Source organism: Cupriavidus sp. USMAHM13 (assembly GCF_001854285.1).
Lineage (GTDB): Bacteria > Pseudomonadota > Gammaproteobacteria > Burkholderiales > Burkholderiaceae > Cupriavidus > Cupriavidus malaysiensis.
Genome location: NZ_CP017752.1, coordinates 2,916,894 through 2,940,728 on the forward strand (window position 1 = coordinate 2,916,894; position 23,835 = coordinate 2,940,728).

20 protein-coding genes are annotated in these 23,835 nt (G+C 71.1%); 12 read left to right on the forward strand and 8 right to left on the reverse strand.

From position 1 onward, the window contains the following. Window positions 1–81 precede the first annotated feature (81 nt). From BKK81_RS31020 to BKK81_RS31045, 6 genes are all read left to right on the forward strand, one after another. Window positions 82–1,785, forward strand: coding sequence for an AMP-binding protein (locus BKK81_RS31020; RefSeq protein WP_071020986.1), 1,704 nt, complete (start codon window positions 82–84; stop codon window positions 1,783–1,785). Window positions 1,786–1,898: 113 nt separating this feature from the next. Next, complete coding sequence (locus BKK81_RS31025; RefSeq protein WP_071020989.1) at window positions 1,899–3,428, forward strand: CoA-acylating methylmalonate-semialdehyde dehydrogenase; 1,530 nt, start codon at window positions 1,899–1,901, stop codon at window positions 3,426–3,428. 165 nt (window positions 3,429–3,593) lie between these two features. Continuing rightward, window positions 3,594–4,484, forward strand: a complete 891-nt coding sequence (mmsB, locus tag BKK81_RS31030; RefSeq protein WP_071020990.1) for a 3-hydroxyisobutyrate dehydrogenase — start codon at window positions 3,594–3,596, stop codon at window positions 4,482–4,484. Further along, a complete protein-coding gene (locus BKK81_RS31035) occupies window positions 4,484–5,254 on the forward strand; it encodes an enoyl-CoA hydratase (protein ID WP_071022724.1) in 771 nt (256 codons plus the stop codon). The genes mmsB and BKK81_RS31035 overlap by 1 nt, the downstream gene beginning before the upstream one ends. 52 nt (window positions 5,255–5,306) lie before the next feature. Continuing rightward, a complete protein-coding gene (locus BKK81_RS31040) occupies window positions 5,307–6,470 on the forward strand; it encodes an enoyl-CoA hydratase/isomerase family protein (RefSeq protein WP_071022726.1) in 1,164 nt (387 codons plus the stop codon). Window positions 6,471–6,793: 323 nt separating this feature from the next. Further along, window positions 6,794–8,392, forward strand: coding sequence for a TerC family protein (locus BKK81_RS31045; RefSeq protein ID WP_071020993.1), 1,599 nt, complete (start codon window positions 6,794–6,796; stop codon window positions 8,390–8,392). Window positions 8,393–8,467: 75 nt separating this feature from the next. Here the strand turns inward: BKK81_RS31045 and BKK81_RS31050 are convergent, their stop codons facing one another. Both BKK81_RS31050 and BKK81_RS31055 read right to left on the reverse strand, forming a co-directional pair. Continuing rightward, window positions 8,468–9,337, reverse strand: coding sequence for a 3-keto-5-aminohexanoate cleavage protein (locus tag BKK81_RS31050; RefSeq protein ID WP_071020996.1), 870 nt, complete (start codon window positions 9,335–9,337; stop codon window positions 8,468–8,470). Beyond that, complete coding sequence (locus tag BKK81_RS31055; RefSeq protein ID WP_071020999.1) at window positions 9,334–10,305, reverse strand: 3-hydroxyacyl-CoA dehydrogenase family protein; 972 nt, start codon at window positions 10,303–10,305, stop codon at window positions 9,334–9,336. The genes BKK81_RS31050 and BKK81_RS31055 overlap by 4 nt, the downstream gene beginning before the upstream one ends. Window positions 10,306–10,481: 176 nt before the next feature. Between BKK81_RS31055 and BKK81_RS31060 the strand changes: the two genes are divergently transcribed. Then, window positions 10,482–11,414 (forward strand): LysR family transcriptional regulator, encoded by a 933-nt coding sequence (locus BKK81_RS31060; protein ID WP_071021000.1) that lies wholly within the window; start codon window positions 10,482–10,484, stop codon window positions 11,412–11,414. Between the two features lie 46 nt (window positions 11,415–11,460). Here BKK81_RS31060 and BKK81_RS31065 read toward each other — a convergent pair whose 3' ends face one another. From BKK81_RS31065 to BKK81_RS31075, 3 genes are all read right to left on the reverse strand, one after another. Next, complete coding sequence (locus tag BKK81_RS31065) at window positions 11,461–13,098, reverse strand: EAL domain-containing protein (protein ID WP_156811506.1); 1,638 nt, start codon at window positions 13,096–13,098, stop codon at window positions 11,461–11,463. Window positions 13,099–13,627: 529 nt separating this feature from the next. Beyond that, window positions 13,628–15,178 (reverse strand): monocarboxylate uptake permease MctP, encoded by a 1,551-nt coding sequence (gene mctP, locus BKK81_RS31070; protein WP_071021005.1) that lies wholly within the window; start codon window positions 15,176–15,178, stop codon window positions 13,628–13,630. Next, entirely contained in the window at window positions 15,175–15,405 is a 231-nt protein-coding gene (locus tag BKK81_RS31075; protein WP_071021008.1) for a DUF3311 domain-containing protein, read from the reverse strand. Before BKK81_RS31075 ends, mctP begins: the two co-directional genes overlap by 4 nt. 479 nt (window positions 15,406–15,884) lie before the next feature. On the opposite strand from BKK81_RS31075, the gene BKK81_RS31080 reads away from it, so the two are divergent. The 5 genes from BKK81_RS31080 (at window position 15,885) to BKK81_RS31095 (ending at window position 20,489) form a co-directional block, all read left to right on the forward strand. After that, complete coding sequence (locus tag BKK81_RS31080; protein WP_071021011.1) at window positions 15,885–17,327, forward strand: cytochrome ubiquinol oxidase subunit I; 1,443 nt, start codon at window positions 15,885–15,887, stop codon at window positions 17,325–17,327. After that, a complete protein-coding gene (cydB, locus tag BKK81_RS31085) occupies window positions 17,320–18,324 on the forward strand; it encodes a cytochrome d ubiquinol oxidase subunit II (protein ID WP_071021014.1) in 1,005 nt (334 codons plus the stop codon). Before BKK81_RS31080 ends, cydB begins: the two co-directional genes overlap by 8 nt. A 23-nt stretch (window positions 18,325–18,347) precedes the next feature. Continuing rightward, entirely contained in the window at window positions 18,348–18,503 is a 156-nt protein-coding gene (locus tag BKK81_RS35795; protein WP_156811507.1) for a DUF2474 family protein, read from the forward strand. A gap of 388 nt (window positions 18,504–18,891) precedes the next feature. Further along, the gene (locus tag BKK81_RS31090) at window positions 18,892–19,335 is read left to right on the forward strand and encodes a nuclear transport factor 2 family protein (protein WP_071021016.1); all 444 of its coding nucleotides are present in this window, start codon (window positions 18,892–18,894) and stop codon (window positions 19,333–19,335) included. 143 nt (window positions 19,336–19,478) lie between these two features. Then, entirely contained in the window at window positions 19,479–20,489 is a 1,011-nt protein-coding gene (locus tag BKK81_RS31095; protein WP_071021020.1) for an NAD(P)H-dependent flavin oxidoreductase, read from the forward strand. A gap of 187 nt (window positions 20,490–20,676) precedes the next feature. Here BKK81_RS31095 and BKK81_RS31100 read toward each other — a convergent pair whose 3' ends face one another. The 3 genes from BKK81_RS31100 to BKK81_RS31110 form a co-directional block, all read right to left on the reverse strand. After that, the gene (locus tag BKK81_RS31100; RefSeq protein WP_071022729.1) at window positions 20,677–21,234 is read right to left on the reverse strand and encodes a PadR family transcriptional regulator; all 558 of its coding nucleotides are present in this window, start codon (window positions 21,232–21,234) and stop codon (window positions 20,677–20,679) included. Window positions 21,235–21,741: 507 nt separating this feature from the next. Then, window positions 21,742–22,380: a 3-isopropylmalate dehydratase small subunit gene (leuD, locus tag BKK81_RS31105; RefSeq protein ID WP_071021023.1), complete on the reverse strand. Its 639-nt coding sequence runs from the start codon at window positions 22,378–22,380 to the stop codon at window positions 21,742–21,744. Between the two features lie 9 nt (window positions 22,381–22,389). Beyond that, window positions 22,390–23,796, reverse strand: a complete 1,407-nt coding sequence (locus BKK81_RS31110; protein ID WP_071021026.1) for a 3-isopropylmalate dehydratase large subunit — start codon at window positions 23,794–23,796, stop codon at window positions 22,390–22,392. Window positions 23,797–23,835: the final 39 nt, after the last annotated feature.

Genomic DNA, 23,835 nt, shown 5'->3' on the forward strand with positions numbered 1-23,835 from the left:
CCGACGACGCACCGGCAATGCACCGGTGAGCGGCACGCGCTGCCGCGGCCGCCCGGCCGCAGAACGGATGGAGACGACACCATGACTGCACAGGCATTCCTCGCGGCGCGCGACTTCCTGCAGCGCCACCGTACCGACTACGACACCGCCTGCCGCGATTTCCGCTGGCCGCAGCTCGGCGCCTTCAACTGGGCGCTCGACTACTTCGACGCCATCGCGCGCGGCAACGACAAGCCTGCGCTGTGGATCGTCGGCGCCGAGGGCGGCGCGGGCACGCAGTACTCCTTCGCGCAGATGTCCGAGCGCTCGGCGCGCGTCGCCAACTACCTGCGCGGCGCCGGCGTCGGCCGCGGCGACCGCATCCTGCTGATGCTGCCCAACCGCGTCGAGCTGTGGGACGCCATGCTGGCGGCGATGAAGCTGGGCGCGGTGGTGCTGCCCGCCACCACGCAGCTGTCGGCCGAGGACGTGCGCGACCGCGTGCAGCTCGGCGGCGCGCGCTTCGCCATCGTCGACGAGAACGAGGCCGCCAAGTTCGACGGCCTGGAGCTGCCGCTGACCCGCTTCGTGGCCGGCGCGCCGCGCCCCGGCTGGCACACCTTCGGCGACGGCTACGCCGCGCCCGCCGACTTCGTGCCGGACGGCGCCACCGACGCCGACGACCCGATGCTGCTCTACTTCACCTCGGGCACCACCTCCAAGCCCAAGCTGGTCGAGCACACCCACCGGACCTACCCGGTCGGCAGCCTGTCGACCATGTACTGGGTAGGCCTGCAACCCGGCGACGTGCACTGGAACATCAGCTCGCCGGGCTGGGCCAAGCATGCCTGGAGCTGCTTCTACGCGCCCTGGAACGCCCAGGCCTGCGTGTTCGCCTACAACTACGCCCGCTTCGAGCCGCAGGCTGTGCTCGACACGCTGGTGCGCTGCGGCGTCACCACCCTGTGCGCGCCGCCCACGGTGTGGCGCATGCTGGTGCAGCAGCCGCTGGCCGACTACCGCACCGCGCTGCGCGAGATCGTCGGCGCCGGCGAGCCGCTCAACCCCGAGATCATCGAGCGCGTGCGCCACGCCTGGGGCATCACCATCCGCGACGGCTACGGCCAGACCGAGACCACCTGCATGATCGGCAACCCGCCCGGGCAGCCGGTGGTGCCGGGCTCGATGGGCCGGCCGCTGCCGGGCTACCGCATCGCCCTGCTCGACCCCGACGGCAAGCCGGCCGAGGAAGGCGAGATCGCGCTGCCGCTGGACGGCGGCGCCACGCGCCCGGCCGGCCTGATGCGCGGCTATGCCAACAACCCGGACGCCACCGCGCACGCCATGCGCGACGGCCACTACCGCACATCCGACATCGCGCTGCGGCGCGAGGACGGCTGCTACGTCTACGTCGGCCGCGCCGACGACGTCTTCAAGTCTTCCGACTACCGCCTGAGCCCGTTCGAGCTGGAAAGCGTGATGATCGAGCACGCCGCCATCGCCGAGGCGGCGGTGGTGCCCAGCCCCGACCCGGTGCGCCTGTCGGTGCCCAAGGCCTATGTCTCGCTGCGCCAGGGCCACGTCGCCAGCGCCGAGCTGGCGCGCGAGATCTTCCGCTTCTCGCGCGAGCGGCTGGCGCCGTACAAGCGCATCCGCCGGCTGCAGTTCGCCGAGCTGCCCAAGACCATCTCCGGCAAGATCCGCCGCGTGGAGCTGCGGCGCCAGGAGATGGCGCGCGGCGACGAGACCGCGCAGCGCATGCCCGGCGAATACTGGGAAGAGGACTTCGCCGACCTCAAGCCCTGAGCCCCCGGGCCCGCCGCCGGCACCGCCCCCTGAATCCGCACCGAATCCGCACCGAATCCGATCCCGATATCGATTCCGATACGACCCATCGCCCATCGAAGGAGACAAGCCAGATGAACGCCACCACCACCCCCGCCGCCGGCCAGCCGGCGCCGACCGTCAAGCTGCTGATCAACGGCGAGTGGGTCGAGTCCGCCGCCACCGAGTTCCGCCAGGTCGTCAACCCGGCCACGCAGGAAGTGCTGGCGCGCGTGCCGCAGGCCACCGCTGCCGAGGTCAACGCGGCCGTCGGCGCCGCCCAGCAGGCCTTCGCCACCTGGCGCCACACGCCGATCGGCGCGCGCCTGCGCATCATGCTGCGCTACCAGGCACTGATCCGCGAGCACAGCAAGCGCATCGCCGCCATCCTGACCGCCGAACAGGGCAAGACCCTGGCCGACGCCGAGGGCGACATCTTCCGCGGCCTGGAGGTGGTGGAGCACGCCTGCTCGATCGGCACCCTGCAGCAGGGCGGCTTCGCCGAGAACGTGGCGGCCACCGTCGACACCTACACGCTGCAGCAGCCGATCGGCGTCTGCGCCGGCATCACGCCGTTCAACTTCCCGGCCATGATCCCGCTGTGGATGTTCCCGATGGCCATCGTGTGCGGCAACACCTTCGTCCTCAAGCCCTCCGAGCAGGATCCGCTGTCCACCATGGAGCTGGTCAAGCTGGCCATCGAGGCCGGCATCCCGGCCGGCGTGCTGAACGTGGTGCACGGCGCCAAGGACGTGGTCGACGCCCTGTGCACCCACCCGGACATCAAGGCGGTCTCCTTCGTCGGCTCGACCGCGGTGGGCACCCACGTGTACAACCTGGCCGGCGCGCACGGCAAGCGCGTGCAATCGATGATGGGCGCCAAGAACCATGCCGTGGTGCTGCCCGACGCGCACAAGGAACAGACGCTGAACGCACTGGTGGGCGCCGGCTTCGGCGCCGCCGGCCAGCGCTGCATGGCGACCTCGGTGGCGGTGCTGGTGGGCGCGGCGCGCGAGTGGGTGCCGGAGCTGATCGCCAAGGCCCGCACGCTGAAGGTGGGCGCCGGTGCCGAGCCGGGCACCGACGTCGGCCCGGTGGTATCGGTGGCGGCCAAGGAGCGCATCCTGGGCCTGATCGCCGCCGGCGAGCGCGAAGGCGCCACGCTGGCGCTGGACGGGCGCGGCGTGCAGGTGCCGGGCTATGCGCAGGGCAACTTCATCGGCCCGACCGTGTTCACCGACGTGGGCACCGAGATGAGCATCTATACCAATGAGATCTTCGGCCCGGTGCTGCTGGTGATCGGCGTCGACACGCTCGACGAGGCCATCGCCCTGGTCAACCGCAACCCCTTCGGCAACGGCACCGGCGTGTTCACGCAGAGCGGCGCCGCCGCGCGCAAGTTCCAGACCGAGATCGACGTCGGCCAGGTCGGCATCAACATTCCCATCCCGGTGCCGGTGCCCTACTTCAGCTTCACCGGCTCGCGCGGCTCCAAGCTGGGCGACCTCGGCCCCTACGGCAAGCAGGTGGTGCAGTTCTACACCCAGACCAAGACGGTCACCGCGCGCTGGTTCGACGATGCCACGGTGAACGACGGGGTGAATACGACGATCAGCCTGAAGTAAGGACGCAAGGCGGCGGCGGATGATGCCCATGCTCCCGCGGGCAACGGCAGGGCGTCGCCATGGCGGGCGCCGGCGCGACAAGCTGCCCTCCCCGCCACCATCCATCCCGCACGGCAAGGCCGCCAGCCTGCGCCGAAACCTGACACCCCCGAAAGAGGAGACCCCATGCACATCGCCTTCATCGGCCTCGGCAACATGGGCGCGCCCATGGCGCGCAACCTGCTCAAGGCCGGCCATGCCCTGACCGTGTTCGACCTCAACGCGCAGGCCGTCGCCGACCTGCGCGACGCCGGCGCTGCCAGCGCGGCCAGCGCCCGCGCGGCCGCCGCCGAGGCGGACTTCGTCATCACCATGCTGCCCGCGGCCGCGCACGTGCGCAGCGCCTACCTGGGCAGCGACGGCGTGCTCGCCGGCGTGCGCGCCGGCGTGCCGCTGGTGGATTCGTCCACCATCGATCCCGCCACCATCCGCGAACTGGCCAAGACCGCGGCGGCGCAAGGCAACCCGATGGCCGACGCCCCGGTTTCCGGCGGCACCGGCGGCGCCCAGGCGGGCACCCTGACCTTCATGGTGGGCGCCGAAGCGGCGCTGTTCGAGCAGATCAAGCCGGTGCTGGCGGGCATGGGCCGCAACGTGGTCCACTGCGGCGGCACCGGCACCGGCCAGGTGGCCAAGATCTGCAACAACCTGATCCTCGGCATCTCCATGGTGGGCGTGGCCGAGGCCATGGCCCTGGGCGAGAAGCTGGGCATCGATCCCAAGGTGCTGGCGGGCATCGTCAATACCTCCACCGGCCGCTGCTGGGCATCCGACACCTGCAACCCCTTCCCTGGCGTGATCGAGACCGCGCCGGCCGGACGCGGCTACAGCGGCGGCTTCGGCGCGGCGCTGATGCTCAAGGACCTCGGCCTCGCCGCCGACGCGGCGCGCAGCGTGGGCCAGCCGCTCTTCCTCGGCGCCCAGGCCCAGCAGGTCTACCAGTCCATGACCCAGCTCGGCGAGGGTGCGCTCGACTTCTCCGGCGTGATCCGCCAGTACCGCGGCAAGCAGGCATGATGATCGAACACCTCATCGACGGGCACACCGCCCGTCTCACCCTCAAGCGGCCACCGGCCAACGCCTTCCATGCCGAAGGGCTGGAGCAGCTGCGCCAGCTCGTCGCCACGCTGAACGACGATGCGCGCGTGCGCGCCATCGTCATCACCGGCGACGGCCCCAAGTTCTTCAGCGCCGGTGCCGACCTGAACGGCTTCGCCGACGGCGACCGTGCCAACGCGCGCCACATGGCGCAGCGTTTCGGCGCGGCCTTCGAGGCCCTGCAGAATGCCCGCCCGGTGGTGATCGCCGCCATCAACGGCTATGCCATGGGCGGCGGGCTCGAATGCGCGCTGGCCTGCGATATCCGCATCGCCGAGGAGCATGCCCAGATGGCGCTGCCCGAGGCCGCCGTGGGCCTGCTGCCCTGCGGCTGCGGCACGCAGACGCTGCCCTGGCTGGTGGGCGAGGGCTGGGCCAAGCGCATGATCCTGACCAACGAGCGCGTGGATGCCGCCACCGCGCTGCGCATCGGCCTGGTGGAAGAAGTGGTGCCGGCGGGACAGTCGCTGCAGGCCGCGCTGCGCCTGGCCGAGCGTGCCGCCACGCTGCGCCCGCGCGCGGCCGCTGACAGCAAGCGCCTGGTGCACCTGGCGCGCGAGGGCGTGGCGCGCGCGCCGGCGCTGGCGCTGGAGCGTGAGCGCTTCGTCGACCTGTTCGACGGCGAGGACCAGCGTGAGGGTGTCAGCGCCTTCCTGCAGAAACGCGCGCCCCAGTGGCGCGGAGACTGACCGGACGGGCGCGGCGGCGCCGCTGCCGCGCTCGTCCCAGCCAATCATGACCATGCGAAACCAGACCGATAATGCCCCCGCCGCGGGCGATGCCGGCGCGTCCGGCGCCGAACCGGAGGTGCTGTTCGAGGAAATCAACCGGGTCGGCGTGATCACGCTGAACCGTCCGCGCCAGCTCAACGCGCTCTCCTATCCGATGATCGGCCTGCTGGAGGCCCGCCTGCGCGAATGGGCCGGACGCGGCGACATCGCCGCCGTGCTGCTGCGCGGCGCCGGCCCCAAGGCCTTCTGCGCCGGCGGCGACATCCGCGCACTGTACGACAGCTTCCACGCCGGCACGCCGCTGCGCCAGCGCTTCTTCGTCGACGAATACCGCCTCGACTACGCGCTGCACCGCTACCCCAAGCCGGTGGTGGCGCTGATGGACGGCATCGTCATGGGCGGCGGCATGGGCCTGGCCCAGGCGGCGCACCTGCGCATCGTCACCGAACGCTCGCGCATCGCCATGCCCGAGACCGGCATCGGCCTGGTGCCGGACGTCGGCGCCAGCCATTTCCTGTCGAAGATGCCGGTGGAACTGGCGCTTTACGTCGGCCTGACGGGCGTCTCGCTGGGCGCGGCCGACACCCTGCTGTGCGGCCTGGCGGACGTCGCGGTGGAGAGCGCGACCCTGGCCGACGCCGGCCAGCGGCTCGCCGCGATCCGCTGGGACGATGGCGCGCGCGCGCCGCTGGACGCGCTGCGCGCCGCGCTCGCGCCGCAGGCCACGCTGGGCGCCGCCGAGGCGCCGCTGCTGCCGGCCCTGCCCGCGCTGCTGCGGCATTTCCGCGCCGACCGCACGCTGCCGCAGCTGCTGGACAGCCTGGCGGCCGAAGCCGCCACGGACAGCGAGGCCGGCGCCTGGGCCGCGCGCACCCTCGACACCCTGCGCAGCCGCTCGCCGCTGATGACCGCGGTGACGCGCGAACTGCTGCTGCGCGGACGCCGGCTCGACCTGGCCGACTGCTTCCGCATGGAGCTGGTGGCCGTCTCGCATGCTTTCACCGACGGCGACTTCATCGAAGGCGTGCGCGCGCTGATCGTCGACAAGGACAATGCGCCACGCTGGCGCGTGGCCGGCGCCGACGCGGTCGACCCGGCCGCGGTGCAGCGCTTCTTCGACGCACCCTGGGCCGCTGGCGCCGATCCGCTGGCCGATCTCGGCAAGCCGGCCTGAGGCAAGCGTAGCGACGCCGGCGCGGCGGCGATGCCGCCGGCGCCGGTTGTTCTCTCTTTCTCTCTCTTCTGCCTTCGGCCTCCCTCCTCCCTCTTCCCTCCTCCCTCTTCCCTCCTCCCTCTTCCCTCCTCCCTCTTCCCTCCTCCCTCTTCCCTCCTCCCTCTTCCCCGGCTCTGCCACCCCTCTCCTGCCCGCCGCCGTGCGCCGATGCATGGCCGGCGGCGACCTGCTTTCCGGTAAAGTAGCCGGACCGCCGGCGCCGGTGGCCTCTCATCGCCAACGGCCGCGCCGGCCCGCCCCCTCTCCCCAACCGGAACCCGACCATGGAATGGCTGACTGACCCGTCGATCTGGATCGGCCTGGCGACGCTGGTGGTGCTCGAGATCGTGCTCGGCATCGACAACCTGATCTTCATCGCCATCCTGGCCGACAAGCTGCCGCCGGCCCAGCGCGACAAGGCGCGCGTGCTGGGACTGTCGCTGGCGCTGCTGATGCGGCTGGCCCTGCTGTCCATCATCTCGTGGCTGATCACGCTGACCCGCCCGCTGTTCACGCTCGGACCGCTGTCACTGTCGGCGCGCGACCTGATCCTGCTGACAGGCGGCCTGTTCCTGCTGTTCAAGGCCACCATGGAACTGCACGAGCGCATGGAGGGTCTGCCGCACGCCGGCGGCAACAAGGGCGCGCACGCCGGCTTCTGGACCGTGGTGGCCCAGATCGTCATCCTCGACGCGGTGTTCTCGCTGGATTCGGTCATCACGGCGGTCGGCATGGTCAACCACCTGGGCGTGATGATGGCGGCGGTGGTGATCTCGATCGGCGTGATGCTGTTCGCTTCCAAGCCGCTGACGCGCTTCGTCAATGCCCACCAGACCGTGGTGGTGCTGTGCCTGAGCTTCCTGCTGATGATCGGCCTGAGCCTGGTATGCGAAGGCCTGGGCTTCCATATCCCGAAGGGCTACATCTACGCCGCCATCGGCTTCTCCGTCCTGATCGAGTTCTTCAACCAGGTGGCGCAGCGCAATGCCCTGCGCCATGAGGCCCGGCGCCCGCGGCGCGAGCGCACGGCCGACGCCGTGCTGCGCCTGCTGGGCGCGCGCCGCGCCGCCGACGACGGGCAGGACCAGGCGCCGTCGCCCGCCGCCGGCACCCCGGCCTTCGCGCCGCTGGAGCGCAATATGGTCAGCGGCGTGCTGAAGCTGGCCGAGCGCTCGGTGCGCTCGGTCATGACCAACCGCACCGAGCTGTCCTGGGTCGACCTGGACGAGCCGCCGCAGGCGCAGCGCGAGCGCCTGCTGGCCGCGCCGCACAGCCTCTTCCCGGTCTGCCGCGGCCAGCTCGACGAGATCGCCGGCGTCGGCCGCGCCAAGGACCTGATCCTCGACCTGACCGACCGGGGCGCGATCGATCCGGCCAGCCTGCGCCCGCCCATCATCGTGCCGGAATCGATCGGCATCCTGCGCCTGATGGACACCCTGCGCGCCTCACGCGGCCAGCTCGTGCTGGTCAGCGACGAGTATGGCGCCATCCTCGGCGTGGTCACGCCGGTGGACATCCTGGAAGCCATCGCGGGTGAGTTCCCCGACGAGGACGAAACCCCGGACATCGTGACGGCCGGCCCCGGCCACTGGCTGATGGACGGCGCGGCCGACCTGCACAGCGTGGAGCAAGCGCTCGACGCGAGCCTGGAACTGGCCGGGCCCGAGCGCCCCTACGCCACGCTCGGCGGGCTGCTGCTGGCGCATTTCGGCGCGCTGCCGCAGGTTGGCGCCGCGCTGGCACTGGCCGGCTTCCGCTTCACCGTGAGCGAGGTCTCCGAGCGGCGCATCGAGCGGGTCGAGGTACGCCGCATCGCCACCGGCGCGGCAGCGGCGGATCACGGCGACGCCCGGGCGACGGCGGCCACCGGCGGCAGTGCCTGAGCACTACCTGGGCGCTGCCTGCTGCCTCGGCACGACCTCCACGCTACCCGGGTGCCGCTCCCGGCGGCCCCCGCCTCAGCGCACCGCGCCGTAGATGCGGCGCGCCGCGGCCGCGTCGGCCAGCGGCCGGCCCAGCGTGAGGCCACCCTGCACGGCCTGGGCCACCAGCGCCGCATTGCCCGGCGCCGTGCTGCCGTCGCGCAGCAGCAGGTTGTTCTCGAAGCCGACGCGGACGTGGCCGCCGAAGGCCGCCGCCGCCGTCACGCAGGCATTCTCTTCCCGCCCGAACGCGCACACCGCCCACGGCAGCGAGCCGTCGGCGAGGTCCAGGAAGGGCAGCAGGTCGTGCGGCGAGGACTGCTGGCCGGCCGCGTAGCGGCCGAGCACATAGAGTTCGGACCAGGCGCCCGGCGGCACCAGTCCGCGCGCGCGCAGCGACTGCCAGCGCGACACATCGGCCGCGTCGTACAGGATGATCTGCGTCAGGATGCGCTCGCGCGCCAGCCAGGCCAGGAAGGCCGCCAGCTCGCCCTCCGGGATCTCGGGCACGGCGATCTCGCGCAGGCCGATCGAGACCGCCTCGGGACGCAGCTCGCGCACCATGGCCATCTGCTCGGGAGCACGGTAGACGCCGGCGGCCTCGCTGGTCACCTGCACCAGCAGGGCCTCGCCCACCGCCTGGCGGACCGCGGCCAGCGCCGCGCAGTAGGCCTCGACGTCGAGGGAATGGCTGCCGTCGGGATGGCGCACATGCATATGCATCATGGCCGCGCCGGCATCGAGGCAGGCCTTGGCCTCGGCCGCCAGCGCCGCCGGCGTCAGCGGCACCGCCGGGTGGTCGGCGGCACGCTTGTAGGCGCCGTTGGGCGCCACCGTGACGATCAGCGGGGATTCTGCCAGCGCCGCGGGGCGGGCCGCGGCGGGGGCTTGCTCGGTCGGGTTCATGGTTCGATGGCGGGCAGTTCGGTGGCGATCAGGTCGAGGCCGGCGCGCAGCAGGCGGTCGTAGCGGGCGCGTTCGGCGGCGATGGTCTCGGGCGTCCAGGCATAGAAGCCCTCGCCACGCTTCATGCCGTGGCGGCCGTCGGCGGCCCGCTCGGCCAGGCAGCGCGCGGGCTCGGCGTCGTTGCAGAAGCTCGGGTACATGGTGGCGCCGGCGGCAGCGTGCACGTCGATGCCGGCGTGGTCGCGCTGCAGCACCGGGCCGGCCGCCAGGAAGCGGAAGCCGAAGCCGAAGCGCACCGCCGCGTCCACGTCCCCGGGCGAAGCGATGCCGCGGTCGATCAGGCTGAAGGCCTCGCGCGACAACGCATGCTGCAGCCGGTTGGCGAGGAAGCCGGGCAGGTCCTGGCGCACCTTGACCGGCACCATGCCGCAGCGCCGCATGAAGGCGATCAGCGCGTCGGCGCCGTCCTCGCTGCTGCCTTCGCCCATCACCACCTCGACCAGCGGCACCAGGTGCGCCGGCATGAAGAAATGCAGGCCGAGCATGCGCGCGCGCGTGTCGAGGCCGGCGCCGATGGCGCTGATGGGAAAGCTGGAACTGTTGCTGGCCAGCACCGCATCGGGCCGCGCGCGGCGCACCAGTTCGGCAAAGAGGGCCTGCTTGAGGTCGAGCCGCTCGGGAATGCACTCGATGACGAGGTCGACCGTGCTCCAGTCGATCTGGTCCAGGTCCGCGGCCACCTGCAGCGCCGCGGCACCATCCTCGCGGCCGATCGCGGCCAGGTTTGCGGCGACGCGCGCCGGCAGCGCGGCGCCGCGCGCCGCGTCGGGTTCCACCACGGTGGTACGGCACAAGGCGCGCGTCAGCACCACGGCCACGTCGGCGCCCATGGTGCCGCCACCCACCACCACCGCGTGCGCGGCGCCGGGGCGGGCCAGCACGGCGGCGGCCGGATTCGGGTTCTGCATGAAGTCTCCTCGGGTAAGGGGCGCGGCGCCGGCCGGCAAGGCGGAGACGGCGGCGGCGACGCGATGACCGGCGCAGTGTAGAGAAGGCGCTTTGATAGAGGAAGTCGATTTTCTCTATAGAATGATCGACAAACCAGATCAATCGCCCGCACCCTGGGCCCTGTGAGCCCCCCGCCATGAAGATCAACCTGTCCATGCGCGACATCGAGACCGTCCTGGTGCTCGGCCGCACGCTCAACTTCCGCCAGGCCGCCGGCCAGCTCCACCTGTCGCAGTCGGCGCTGTCCACCCAGGTGCTGCGCATCGAGGAAACGCTGGGTGTGCGCCTGTTCGACCGCACCACGCGCACGGTGCGGCTGACCGCTGCCGGCAAGGTCTTCCTGCAACAGGCGGCGCTGCTGCAGTCGGCCTTCCGCGACGCCATCGACGCGGTCGGCGGCATCGCCAGCGCGGAGCGCGGGCAGGTGGCGGTGGCGGCGCTGCCTTCGCTGGCCGCGCGCATCCTGCCTCGGGTGCTGATGGCTTTCCGGCGCGAGCGCCCGGAGGTGGCGCTCAAGGTCTTCGACACGCTGTCGGGGCCGGCCTTCGACCTGGTGCGCGCCGGCGAGGTGGATTTCGCCCTGACGGCGGCCGATCCGCAGCAGGCCGACCTGCACTACGAGCCGCTGCTGTCGGACCGCTTCGTGCTGCTGATCCCGGCCGGGCACCCGCTGGCGCGCGCCGGCGGCCCGCTGCGCTGGAGCGACACGGCCAACGCGCCGCATGTCTCGATGACCCATCCGAGCAGCGTGCGCCAGTACGCCGAATGGGCCTTCCTGCAGAACCGCATCCGCTTCCAGCCGGTGTTCGAGGCCGAGCATCTGGCCACCATCGCCGCCATGGTCGAGTGCGGCTTCGGCGTGGCCGCGCTGCCGGAGATCGCGGCCGGCACGGTGCGCCAGCCGGGCATCGTCGAGCGGTTGCTGACCGGCCCGGTGGCGGAACGCTCGATCGGCCTGGTCACGCTGCGCCACCGCAGCCTGTCGCCGGCGGCGGCCGAACTGGCCGAGGCGGTACGCCGCCACCTGGCGGCGGCCGGCGAGGCGGCCGCCCCCGCCGGGGCCGGCTGACGCCGCCGGCCGGAGCACCGGGGCGACGCCCTGCCGCCCCGCTATTTCAGGCCAGCGGCGGGACCACCGCCGGCCCGGTCGCGTGTCCCGGCGGCGCCGCGCCACCGCTGGCCGCGGCCTGCGATTCCAGCCACGCGACCAGGGCGTCGGCCGGCATCGGCGGCGCGAACAGGAAGCCCTGTCCGAAGCCGACCCCTTCGGCGCGCAGGTAGGCGGCCTGCGACGCATCCTCGATGCCTTCCGCCACCAGGGCCACGCCCAGGCGCGCGGCCAGCGCGATGATCAGGTCGAGCACCGGCGCATTGACGGCGCCGGTGCCGATGGCCGAGACGAACAGGCGGTCGATCTTCAGGTAGTCGACCGGAAAACGCTCCAGGTAGGCCAGCGCGCTGTGGCCGGTGCCGAAATCGTCGATCGCCAGCCGCACCCCGGCGGCGCGCAGCCGTCGCATATGCTCCAGCACGGCCGGCGTACCGGGCAGCACCTGGCGTTCCGTCACCTCCAGGGTCAGCCGGGGCGCCTGCAGCGCCAGTGCCTGCGACAGGCGCGCGACGTCGTCCAGGATCTCGGGGCTCTCCAGGTGTTCCGACGTGATGTTGACACCGACGTGGAAATCCAGCGGCAGCCAGCGCCCGTGCAGGTCGCGCGCGACCAGCTCGAACAGGTGGCGCGTCAGCGGCACGGCCAGATGGTTGGTCTCGGCAACGGAGAAGAAGATATCGGGCCGGACCGCGCTCATGCCGGCCCGGTTCCAGCGCATCAGCGCCTCCACGCCGACGCAGCGGCCCGAGTCCAGCGCCACCACTGGCTGGTACTGCACGTGGAACTCGCCGCGCGCGATGCCGCGGCGGATCTCGGCGGCCATCGACAGCTGCCGCTTGAGCACGCGGCGCATCAGCAGGCCCAGGCCCAACGAGCACAGGACGATCACCGGCGCGTAGCTGTGCAGCAGCCGCGCGCTGCGCTCGGCCAGCAAGGACGCGCGCACGCCGACCTGGACCGCATAGGGAAAGCGCTGGGAATCGATCGTTGCCACATAGGCAAGGCGCCCCCTCGTGCCTGCCGCCTCTGCGCCGCCGGTGCCGCGCCGCAGCGCGCCGTCATGCCCGCGCGCCGTGACCGCCAGGCGGTAGCGTTCGGCCGGCGCCGCGGCGCCGAGGAAGTTGAGCAGGTAGCGGCCGTCGAGCGCGACCAGCACGCGGCGCCCGTCGGCCTGGCTGCGCACGACCAGCAGGGCAGGCTGCCCCGGCACGATGGGCGAATCCTGCACCACCAGCAAGGCATGGCCATCGCTCTCCGCCGGCAGCGCGTCGTGCAGCAGCGCATCCAGCGGTGCGCGCGGCATGGCGCCCTGGCCGGAGCAATAGTAGGGATGCGCGGGGGCGATCAGGACGGCGTGCAGGTGCGGCAGCAGGCCGCTGGTCTCGCGCAGCCTGGGCGCGGTCTCGGCGCACGGCCGCCCCGCCAGCGGCAGCAGGTGGTCCGACACGGCCATGGCCTGCGCCAGGATGGCGTCCGCCTGCCGGATCACCACCTGCGCGGCCTCGTCACTGCTCTCGTGCGCGAGCTGGTCCGCCTCCGCCCGGATCAGCAGCAGCGCGATGGCAACCGGCAGCAAGGCCGCCAGCAGCACGAGCAAGGCGTGCAGGAGCAAGGTCCTGGCACGCAGGAATCGACTACCCAATGGATACTCCTGACCGCCACCTCGCGGCGCCGCCGGACACACCTTCCCGTCCCGGCATCCGGTCTCGCGCACGCTTGCGCGGGCGGGAGAGAATTCTTGACCCAGTTGTGCGGCGCAACTGCCACCGCTTCTGAGACGAGATAGTACCTGCCCTTGCCGTGCTTCGGCAAAGCCACCCGCCTGGTGCGCCGCCGGCGCGAAGCGTCACGGCAACCGCCTGCTGTCCCGAGCCTGGAATCCGTTCAGAAGGTAAGCCAGCCGGGAAAGAAGCGGGCGCGCGGCTTCCCGGCGGCCCGGGGCGACGCCTTGGCGACGCAGCGGACCACCTGGTGTCCTGATTCTTCAATTCGTGGAATCACTCAGTCTGCCGGGAAGTCGTGCGAGGCCAGGAGCGAAGCGCAGCAAGACTGGAGCCTTGCGGGCAATCGTGACGACGCATTGCACGACTTGTGATGCAGAGCACGAGTTGTCAGGCGTCATGCGAAAGGCTCCGCCGCTCGGGCGCGCTTTCTCTGACGCAATGGTCTAGCTAGCCTTCCACCACGTCCAGGTAGTCCGAGGGCCGGGTCTGGTCGGCGGCATCGGCCATGCCGAGCATGCGCAGCACGGCGCTGACCACGATCGACACGGCCAGGTTGACCAGCAGCGCCCATACCGCCGCGTAGCCCGGCACCGCCAGGCCGCCGAGATGGATCGGGAAGATCGAGCTGGCCAGCTTGAGGGAGGCCGCCATCCAGGTGCCGGCGGCGATGCCGGCAACCCAGCCGAGCAGCAGCCCGCGCGGATCGAGCAGCCGCGTGTAGAGTCCCAGCACCACCGCCGGCAGCGTCTGGATGATCCAGATGCCGCCCAGCAGCTGCAGCTGGATGGCGTAGGTCAGCGGCAGGCCCAGCACGAAGGCGACGGCGCCCAGCTTGACCACCAGCGACACCAGCTTGGCCACTGCGGTCTCCTCGCTGTGCGTCATGCCCGGGTTGATGAACTCCTTGTGGATGTTGCGCGTGTACAGGTTGGCCGCCGCGATCGACATGATCGCCGCCGGCACCAGCGCGCCGATGCCGATGGCGGCGAAGGCGAGCCCGACGAACCAGGGGGGGAAGAAATGCAGGAACAGCGCCGGCACGGCGAAATTGGCGCCGTAGGCCTTGAAGTACGGCGCGAACTCCGGCATGTCCTTGACACCCGCCGCCAGCGCCATGTAGCCGAGCAGGGCCAGCAGGCCGAGCACCAGCGAATAGGCCGGCAGCAGCGCCATATTGCGCCGGATGGTGTTGCCCGACGACGAGGAAAGGATGGCGGTGACCGAATGCGGGTAGAGGAACAGCGCCAGCGCCGAGCCCAGCGCCAGCGTGGCATAGGCGCTGTAGCCGTTCAGGCTGGTGGCGTCGGGAGCCTTGAGCAGCAGCTTGGCCGGCGGCACCGTGCCGAAGATATGGCCGAAACCGCCGAGCTGCAGCGGGATCACCACGATGGCCACGGCGATGGTGATGTAGATCAGCAGGTCCTTGACCACGGCGATCATGGCGGGCGCGCGCAGGCCGGAGGTATAGGTGTAGGCGGCCAGGATGGCGAAGGCGATGACCAGCGGCAGATCGCCCACCAGTCCGGTGGTGTTGAAGCCGAGCCCGCCGATCACCACTTCGAGGCCGACCAGCTGCAGCGCGATGTAGGGCAGCGTGGCCACGATGCCGGTCACGGCCACCGCCAGCGCCAGCGCGCGGCTGTCGTAGCGCGCGCGCACGAAGTCGGACGCGGTCACGTAGCCGTGCCGCTTGGCCACGCTCCACAGCTTGGGGAACACCACGAAGGCGAAGGGATAGATCAGGATGGTGTAAGGCAGCGCGAAGAAGCCGGTCGCCCCCGCGCCGAACACCAGCGCCGGCACGGCGACGAAGGTGTAGGCCGTGTACAGGTCGCCGCCGAGCAGGAACCAGGTCACGATGGTGCCGAAGCGCCGCCCTCCCAGGCCCCATTCGTCGAGATGGTTGAGATCGCCCTTGCGCCAGTGCGCGGCAACGAAGCCCAGCACGGTCACCAGGGCGAAGAAGAAGACGAAGACCGTGGTGGCGACGGGGTTCATTGCGGCCCTCCTGCGCCATGCACGCCCCGGGTCTTGAAGTAGACCAGCGCGGTGATCACCGCGCTGAGCAGCACCCAGAGCAGCTGGTACCAGTAGAAGAAGGGGAAACCGAACAACGCCGGCTCGGCGGCGTTGTAGGAAGGCACCCACAGCATGGCGATCCAGGGCAGCACCAGCAGCCACAACCAGTGCCTGTTGCCCCGTCGCGGGGCGTCGCGATCCGTCATGGCTGTCTCCTGTCCCGTCACCTGTCCGGCGCGGGCGGCGCGGGCGACGCATCTGTCGCAATCCGTCCATCGCGAGTATAGGACCGCATATTGCAGGGTCAAGGCGGGGATGTCGCTGCACACGCAGTCGCCGCGCTACGGCTGCAGAGGGCACGCCGGCGTGCAGCCGATGGCAGGCCGGGGGTGGCCCGTCCTGCCTGCGTGCGCACTGTGGCGCACTCCACCCCGTTCGGGCAGGACCCTTGCCGCCAGCGTGGACCGGGATTTCCCACCCCGCCAAACTGATACGCAAAAACTGTCCATTTCTGATGCTGTTATGCATTCGTGTTGCAGCGCACACTGACCGCATCGTCACCAGCCCGTGTCTTGCCATGTGTCTTGCCATGTATCCGTCCGCTGCCGAAGCGCCCGCGCGCGCCGCCGTCGCCACCCGTCCACCCTGCGCCGCCAGCCTGGCCGGCGCCCGGCGGGAGCGCTAGATGGAAGCCCTCTCCGCCGTCGCGCTGGCCCGCATCCAGTTCGCCTTCACCGTATCCTTCCACATCATCTTTCCCGCCCTCAGCATCGGCCTGGCCAGCTTCATCGCCGTGCTCGAAGGGCTGTGGCTGAAGACCGGCCGCCAGGTCTACCTCGACCTGTGCCGCTTCTGGTCGCGCGTCTTCGCCGTCGCCTTCGGCATGGGCGTGGTGTCCGGCGTGGTGATGAGCTACCAGTTCGGCACCAACTGGAGCGCCTTCTCGAATTTCGCCGGCAGCGTGACCGGCCCTCTGCTCGCCTACGAGGTGCTGACCGCCTTCTTCCTGGAGGCGGGCTTCCTCGGCATCATGCTGTTCGGCTGGGACAAGGTGGGCCGGCGCGCCCACTTCGGCGCCACCGTGATGGTCGCGGTCGGCACGCTGATCTCGATGTTCTGGATCCTGTCCTCCAACAGCTGGATGCAGACGCCCACCGGCTATGCCATCGTCGACGGCCGCGTGGTGCCGACCGACTGGTTCGCCATCGTCTTCAACCCGTCCTTCCCCTACCGCCTGGCGCACATGGCGCTGGCGGCCTTCCTCTGCACCGCGCTGCTGGTGGCGGGCACGGCCGCCTGGCACCTGCTGCGGCGGCGCCGCGACCCGGCCATCCGGACCAGCTTCGCCATGGCGCTCGGCATGCTGGCGGTGCTCGCCCCGCTGCAGGCGCTGGTGGGCGACGCGCACGGCCTCAATACCCTGCGCTACCAGCCGGCCAAGATCGCCGCCATCGAGGGCCTGTGGGAAACGGAGGCCGGCGGCACCGCGCTCAAGCTGTTCGGCATCCCGGACATGGCGGCCGAGACGACCCGCTACACGCTCTCGGTGCCTCACCTCGGCAGCCTGATCCTGACCCATAGCTGGGACGGCGAGATCCGCGGCCTGAAGGACTTCCCGCCGCAGGACCGCCCCGATGCGCGGGTCGTGTTCTGGTCCTTCCGCGTGATGGTGGGCCTGGGCCTGCTGATGATCCTGCTGGCCGCGCTGGCATTGCTGCTGCAGCGGCGCCGGCGGCTGTACGAGGCCGGCTGGTTCCACCGCTTCTGCGTGGCCATGAGTCCCGCCGGCTTCGTCGCGCTGCTGGCCGGCTGGATCACCACCGAGGCGGGCCGCCAGCCCTGGGTGGTGTACGGCCTGCTGCGCACCGCCGAAGCCGCCTCGCCGGTCAGCCGGCAGCAGGTCGGCGTCTCGCTGCTGATCTTCGTCGTGGTCTACCTGCTGGTGTTCGGCACCGGCATCCACTACCTGCTGAAGCTGCTGCGCAAGGGGCCCCATGCCGGCGAGCACTCGCCGCCCGGCATGCGCGAGACGCTCGGCACGCTCACCACCTATTCCGGCCGCCGTCCGCTCGCGGGCGCGGACGACCGCATCGATTCCCCCCCTGCCGAGGAGGCCGGCCATGCTTGACCTGTCGCTGATCTGGGCCGCCATCATCGCCCTGGGCGTGTTCCTCTACGTGATGCTGGATGGCTTCGACCTTGGCATCGGCCTGCTCTTCCCCTTCTTCCCCGGTGAGCAGGACCGCGATGTGATGATGAACACGGTCGCCCCCGTCTGGGACGGTAACGAGACCTGGCTGGTGCTGGGCGGCGCGGGACTGTTCGCCGCCTTCCCGGTGGTCTACGGCGCGGTGCTGTCCGCCCTCTACCTGCCGCTGACGCTGATGCTGGTCGGCCTGATCTTCCGCGGCGTGGCCTTCGAGATCCGCGCCAAGGCCAGGCGCACGCGCCATCTGTGGGACCTGGCCTTCATCGCCGGCTCGGCCACCGCGACCTTCTTCCAGGGCGTGGCGCTGGGCGGCTATATCCAGGGCATCCCGGTGTCCGGGCGCGAGTTCGCCGGCGGCGGCTTCGACTGGCTGAGCCCCTTCAGCCTGTTCACCGGCCTCGGCCTGCTGGCGACCTATGCCACGCTGGGCTGCGGCTGGCTGCTGATCAAGACCGAAGGCGAACTGCAGCGCCGCATGTTCGCGCTGATGCGGCCGCTGACCGGCCTGCTGCTGGCGATGATCGCGGTAGTCAGCCTGTGGACGCCGCTGGTCGACCCGGCCATCGCGCAGCGCTGGTTCCGCCTGCCCAACCTGTTCTGGTTCCTGCCGGTGCCGGCGGCGGTGGCGCTGTGCGCCTGGCGCATCTGCGCCGCGGTGGCGCAGCGCCGCGAGCGCGCGCCCTATTTCCTCGCGCTGGCGATCACCGCGCTCGGCTACGCCGGCTTCCTGATCAGTATCTGGCCGCATATGATCCCGCCCTCGGTCACGCTGTGGCAGGCGGCGGCACCGGCCAGCAGCCAGGCCTTCGCCCTGGTCGGCGCGCTGCTCATCCTCCCCGTGATCCTCGCCTACACCGCGCTGGGCTACTGGGTGTTCCGCGGCAAGGTGCACGCGGGCGACGCGGGCTACCACTGAAAACGGCAGCACGGAGCACCATCATGTCCTGTCAGGATTCGCCCGCCGCCGGCCCGGCGGCCGCCAGGCCCGGCCGGCTGCGCCAGGCGCTGTGGTTTGCCGGCCTGTGGCTGGCCGGCGTGCTGTCGCTGGGCCTGCTCGCCACGCTGATGCGCTGCGCGATGCGGTTCGTGCGCTGAGCGGCGCCAAGGCTCCCGGGCGGGGGGAAGGGGATCTTCCCCCCAGCCGTCCAGGAGAAAGCCACCGCTGCCGCCCCTTCCCTGCCTCTTCCCTGCCTCTTCCCTGCCTCTTCCCTGTCTCTTCCCGCTCTTGCCAGCGCCATCTCCCGAACCCGAAAGGGCTATTTACGTCACCCACGAGCCCTGAAGGCGACGTCTCAGGCGGCCTCCCCTCCCGGATGACCTCGCGCGCCTGATCACGCGGCGACCATGCAGCGGTCATGCAACCAGTTGCATATCAAAAAGGCCGCTGCTATTCTTATGCAACGCGTTGCATATTCTCATCGCAAGACGCGACATCAAGGACACGGCGCGGCAAGCCGCCGCACCGCCGGAAATGGAGACCCGCATGCAAGCCAAACCCCTGTCGGACGCCGCGCAGCGCACCCTGGCCGCCTGGCACAAGATCCTCGAGCGCAATGCCATGGAAGAGCTCGATCCGCTGCTGTCCGACAAGATCGTGTTCCGCTCGCCGGTGGCGCACACCCCCTATCCCGGCCGCGCCGCCATCAAGCTGGTGCTGAAGACCGTCAACACGGTGTTCCAGGATTTCCGCTACCACCGCAGCTTCGTCAGCGAGGACGGCCGCAGCATCGTGCTGGAATTCAGCGCCAACGTCGCCGGCAAGGCCCTCAAGGGCATCGACATGCTGCGCCTCGACGAGGCGGGTCTCATCGAGGAATTCGAGGTCATGGTGCGGCCCATGAGCGGCCTGCAGGCGCTGGGCGCCGAAATGGGCGCCCGCCTCGCCCAGTACAAGGACCTGCTCGCCGGCGCCGCGCCCGCCGCATGATGCCGGGCAGGCGAGCGGGGGCGCCCGCGCTTGCCACCTGGCTTCCCCATCTGCTTCCGACTGCAGTTCGTTTTTGACCGCTGTTGATTGTTGACTTCTGCCGACCGTCGTCGACGGTCCGCCCAGCCTTACCGGAGAACCCGATGTCCCTGCCCGCCATCCTCGAAGGCCGCCTGTCGCTGCCCGTGGTCTGCTCGCCCCTGTTCATCATTTCCAATCCCGACCTGGTGATCGCCCAGTGCAAGGCCGGCGTGGTCGGCTCCTTCCCGGCGCTGAACGCGCGCCCGGCACCGGTGCTGGAAGAGTGGCTGGACCGCATCACCACCGAACTGGCCGAACACAACGCCAAGCATCCCGACCGCCCGGCCGCGCCCTTCGCGGTCAACCAGATCGTGCACAAGTCCAACGACCGGCTGGAACACGACCTGGAGGTCTGCGCCAGGTTCAAGGTGCCCATCACCATCACCTCGCTGGGGGCGCGCGAGGAGGTCAACCAGCAGGTGCACAGCTACGGCGGCATCGTGCTGCACGACGTCATCAACAACAAGTTCGCCAAGAAGGCGATCGAGAAAGGCGCGGACGGCCTGATCGCGGTGGCGGCCGGTGCCGGCGGACACGCCGGCGTGCAGTCGCCCTTCCCGCTGCTGCATGAGATCCGCGAGTGGTTCGACGGCCCGCTGCTGCTGTCGGGCGCCATCGGCAACGGCAACGCCATCCTGGCGGCGCAGGCGGCCGGCGCGGACCTGGCCTACATCGGCTCGGCCTTCATCGCCACCGAGGAAGCCAACGCGGCGCAGGGCTACAAGCAGATGATCGTCGACAGCGGCGCGGGCGATATCGTCTACTCCAACCTGTTCACCGGCGTGCACGGCAACTACCTGCGCCAGAGCATCGTCAACGCCGGCCTCGATCCCGACGACCTGCCGGTGTCGGATCCGTCGAAGATGAACTTCGGTTCGGGCGGCAACACCAAGGCCAAGGCCTGGCGCGATATCTGGGGCGCCGGCCAGGGCATCGGCGCGATCAAGCGCATCGTGCCGGCAGGAGAACTAGTGCAGCGTTTCAGCGAGGAGTACGAAGCCGCGCGGCATCGGCTGGGCCTGGCTGCCGGCACCACGCGCAGCACCGGCCGCACGGCCGCGGCGCAGGCCTGACGGCACGCCGCACACGCATGACCCGCCACGGCCGCGCCGTGGCGGCCGGCAGGCCGCGCCGGACAGGCAGCGGCCTGTTTTCGTTTTCGCTTTCGTTGTGGCGCGCCCGCCAGCGCCCCGGGGCCTTGAATTCAGGGCACGAATCCACTGCGTCAGAGCACCACTGCATCAGAAAAAGCGCAGTGGACTAGGCGGCGCCGCCCTCCTGCGGCGCCGCCCGGCGCAGCAGCGGCAGCACCTCGTGCGCCCATTGCAGCCAGACCTGCTCGCCCAGGATGCCCGAGCGCAGCACGGCATGCTGCAGTCGCTGCGGCACGCTCAGGTCCGGCGCGGAGAAGTCGCGCTGTTCGATGGCCAGGTACAGCTCCAGCGTTGCGCGGTGCTCGGCGATCTGGCGCTCCATCTCCTGGTCCAGGCCGAGCGGGCCGATGGCCGCCTCGGCGCGCAGCTTGACCAGCAGCGCGCGCCGGCCTTCGCCCGGCGCGGCCGGCTCCAGCACCCAGCGCGCCAGTTCCGCGCGGCCGGCGGGCAGCACGTGATAGACCTTCTTGCGGCGGCCCGCGCCCTCTTCATCGTCCTCCGCCGCGACCCAGCCGGCTTCGGCCATGCGGCCGAGTTCGCGATAGATCTGCTGATGCGTGGCCTGCCAGAAATAGCCGATGGAGCGGTCGAAGCGACGGGCCAGGTCATAACCGGAGGACGGCTGTTCCAGCAGCGAGGTAAGGAGGGCATGTTGGACGGACATGCGCCGAAATATACCTGAGGCCTTGGTCCCTGGATATGCGCCGTGGCCGGGCGGCAGGCGGCCATCGATGCCATGCATTGCTGAATTCAGTATTTTTTATCTTCGTAACATTTCTTGTCATTTTTGGCGAACCCGATGCGAGCGCGTTCCCCACGCCACCAGCGACGCTGGTGCGCGCACGGGCATCCGCACGCCGGCGCTGCGCCTTACATTCTGAAACACAGGCCCGGTGCCGATGCCTTAGGCTTCACACACCATCGAACCTACCCCTCGATGGCAATCCTCCCGACTCGCGCCAGGCCAACCCGCCTGGCGCATTTTTTTTGCCGGCCGAGCGGGCCGAGCGGGCCGAGCGGGCCGAGCGAATGCCGCTGCCGCTTGCAGTGGATGGAGGGCGGTCCGCCATCCGGACCACCAGGTCAGCGGCGGCGGCAGCGGCGCGATCGCCTTCGGCATCGGCCTGCGCGAGAGCCGCGCCCGGCATCCGCCCGCCTGCGTCGCATCACCTCACCGCCCGCGCGCCTCGACGGCCCAGATCCACGGCCGCGCGGCGCGTGTCGCGGCCTGGTAGGCCTCGATCTGCGCCTGGCGCTTGAGCGTCAGCCCGATCGCGTCCAGCCCCTCCAGCAGCATGGCGCGCTCGCTGGCGGGCACCGCGAAGGTCCAGCCGCGCCCGTCGGCATGCCGCACCTGGCAGGCCCGCAGGTCCACCTCCAGCCACAGCGCGCCGCCCTCGGCCTCCTGCGCCAGCGCGCCGACCACATCGGCCGCCAGCACCACCGGCAGCACCCCGTTGCGGTAGCAGTTGTTCTGGAAGATGGCGCCGAACGAGGGTGCGATGACGCAGCGGAAGCCGAACTGGCGCACCGCCCATACCGCCGCCTCGCGCGAGGAGCCGCTGCCGAAGTTCTCGCCGCTCAGCAGGATGGTGGCCTGCCGGAACGGCGCGCGGTTGAGCACGAACTCCGGGCGCTCGCGGCGCTGCCCGTCGGCGCCGGTCTGGTAGCGCCACGGCGACAGCAGCTTGTCGCCGTAGCCGTCGGCCCCGGGCGAGGTGATCTCGCGCGAGGGGATGATCAGGTCGGTATCGATATTGGCGCGCAGCAGCGGCGCGGCCAGCCCGCGCAGTGTGACGAAAGGTTCCATGATGTCTCCTCAGGACAGCAGCGGGCGCGGGTCGGCGATGCAGCCGGCGAGGGCCGACGCCGCCACCGTGGCGGGGCTGGCCAGGTGCGAGCGCACGCCGGGCCCCTGGCGGCCCTCGAAATTGCGGTTGGTGCTGGTGATCACGCGCCGCCCCGGCCGGTCCGGCTGGTCGAAGTGGTCGCCGCCGGCGAAGAAGCACAGTGAACAGCCGCTCTCGCGCCATTCGAAACCGGCCGCGCGGAAGACGTGGTCCAGCCCTTCGGCCTCGGCCGCGCGCTTGACCCCGCTGGAGCCCGGCACCACGATGGCCTTGACCCCCGGCGCTACGCGGCGGCCGCGCACGACGGCAGCGGCCGCGCGCAGGTCGGGCAGGCGGCTGTTGGTACAGGAGCCGATGAAGGCCGCGTCGATCGGGATGCCCTGCAGCGGCCGGCCCGGCTGCACGGCCATGTAGTCCAGCGCGCGCCGCGCGTCGGCGTCGGCCGGCTGCGGCACCGCCGCGTCGATGGCGCCGGCCTGGCCGGGATTGGTCCCCCAGCTGACCTGCGGCGCCAGCCCTGCGCAGTCGAGTTCGAGGACGCGGTCCCAGTGCGCGCCCTCGTCCGAGCGCAGCGCCTCCCAGTCCGCCACGGCCGCCTCCCAGTCCGCGCCGGCCGGCGCGTAGGGGCGCCCGGCCAGCCATTCGACGGTGCGCGCATCGGGCGCCACCAGCCCGGTCCAGGCGCCGAATTCGACCGCCATATTGCACAGCGTCAGCCGGCCCTCCACCTCCAGCGCGCGCACGGCCTCGCCGTCGAACTCGATGGCGTGGCCGTCGCCGCCGCGCACGCCGAAGCGGGCGATCAGCGCCAGCACCATGTCCTTGGCCGAGACGCCGGGCCCGGGGCGGCCGTGCAACGTCACGCGCAGCGTGCGCGGACGGGCGCGCACCAGGCACTGGGTGGCCACCGCATGCTCGCCCTCGGTCGTGCCGATGCCCCAGGCCAGCGCGCCGATGCCGCCGACGGTGCAGGTATGGCTGTCGCAGCAGACCAGCGTGGTGCCGGGCAGCGCGATGCCCAGCTCGGGCGAGATCACGTGGGCGATGCCCTGTTGCGGATCGCCCAGGTCGAACAGCCGGATGCCGGCGCCGCGCGCCTCGGCGCGCAGCCCTTCGATGAAGGCCCGGCCGCCGGGCACCAGCGTGTCGTCGCCGCGCCCGGGCTGGGTGTCGATGATATGGTCCATGGTGCCGAACACCAGGCCGGGCCGGGCCACGGCGCGGCCCGCCTCGCGCAGCGCCGCCAGCACGCGCGGGCCGGCGCGGTCGTGCAGCAGGATGCGGTCGACGTGCAGCAGCGCCTGCTCGTGTTCGAGCTCGGCCACCACGTGCTGCTCCCAGATCTTCTCGATGATGTTGCGGGGTCTTGCCTGCATGGGATTCCTCCTCGGCGGGTGCCGGTCAGCCAGCGCGCG

Bases quoted from the DNA above. Each gene is read 5' to 3' on its own strand.
- BKK81_RS31020 (WP_071020986.1), top strand. From the start codon at position 82: ATGACTGCACAGGCATTCCTCGCGGCGCGCGACTTCCTGCAGCGCCAC.
- BKK81_RS31025 (WP_071020989.1), top strand. From the start codon at position 1,899: ATGAACGCCACCACCACCCCCGCCGCCGGCCAGCCGGCGCCGACCGTC.
- mmsB (WP_071020990.1), top strand. From the start codon at position 3,594: ATGCACATCGCCTTCATCGGCCTCGGCAACATGGGCGCGCCCATGGCG.
- BKK81_RS31035 (WP_071022724.1), top strand. From the start codon at position 4,484: ATGATCGAACACCTCATCGACGGGCACACCGCCCGTCTCACCCTCAAG.
- BKK81_RS31040 (WP_071022726.1), top strand. From the start codon at position 5,307: ATGCGAAACCAGACCGATAATGCCCCCGCCGCGGGCGATGCCGGCGCG.
- BKK81_RS31045 (WP_071020993.1), top strand. From the start codon at position 6,794: ATGGAATGGCTGACTGACCCGTCGATCTGGATCGGCCTGGCGACGCTG.
- BKK81_RS31050 (WP_071020996.1), bottom strand. From the start codon at position 9,337: ATGAACCCGACCGAGCAAGCCCCCGCCGCGGCCCGCCCCGCGGCGCTG.
- BKK81_RS31055 (WP_071020999.1), bottom strand. From the start codon at position 10,305: ATGCAGAACCCGAATCCGGCCGCCGCCGTGCTGGCCCGCCCCGGCGCC.
- BKK81_RS31060 (WP_071021000.1), top strand. From the start codon at position 10,482: ATGAAGATCAACCTGTCCATGCGCGACATCGAGACCGTCCTGGTGCTC.
- mctP (WP_071021005.1), bottom strand. From the start codon at position 15,178: ATGAACCCCGTCGCCACCACGGTCTTCGTCTTCTTCTTCGCCCTGGTG.
- BKK81_RS31075 (WP_071021008.1), bottom strand. From the start codon at position 15,405: ATGACGGATCGCGACGCCCCGCGACGGGGCAACAGGCACTGGTTGTGG.
- BKK81_RS31080 (WP_071021011.1), top strand. From the start codon at position 15,885: ATGGAAGCCCTCTCCGCCGTCGCGCTGGCCCGCATCCAGTTCGCCTTC.
- cydB (WP_071021014.1), top strand. From the start codon at position 17,320: ATGCTTGACCTGTCGCTGATCTGGGCCGCCATCATCGCCCTGGGCGTG.
- BKK81_RS35795 (WP_156811507.1), top strand. From the start codon at position 18,348: ATGTCCTGTCAGGATTCGCCCGCCGCCGGCCCGGCGGCCGCCAGGCCC.
- BKK81_RS31090 (WP_071021016.1), top strand. From the start codon at position 18,892: ATGCAAGCCAAACCCCTGTCGGACGCCGCGCAGCGCACCCTGGCCGCC.
- BKK81_RS31095 (WP_071021020.1), top strand. From the start codon at position 19,479: ATGTCCCTGCCCGCCATCCTCGAAGGCCGCCTGTCGCTGCCCGTGGTC.
- BKK81_RS31100 (WP_071022729.1), bottom strand. From the start codon at position 21,234: ATGTCCGTCCAACATGCCCTCCTTACCTCGCTGCTGGAACAGCCGTCC.
- leuD (WP_071021023.1), bottom strand. From the start codon at position 22,380: ATGGAACCTTTCGTCACACTGCGCGGGCTGGCCGCGCCGCTGCTGCGC.
- BKK81_RS31110 (WP_071021026.1), bottom strand. From the start codon at position 23,796: ATGCAGGCAAGACCCCGCAACATCATCGAGAAGATCTGGGAGCAGCAC.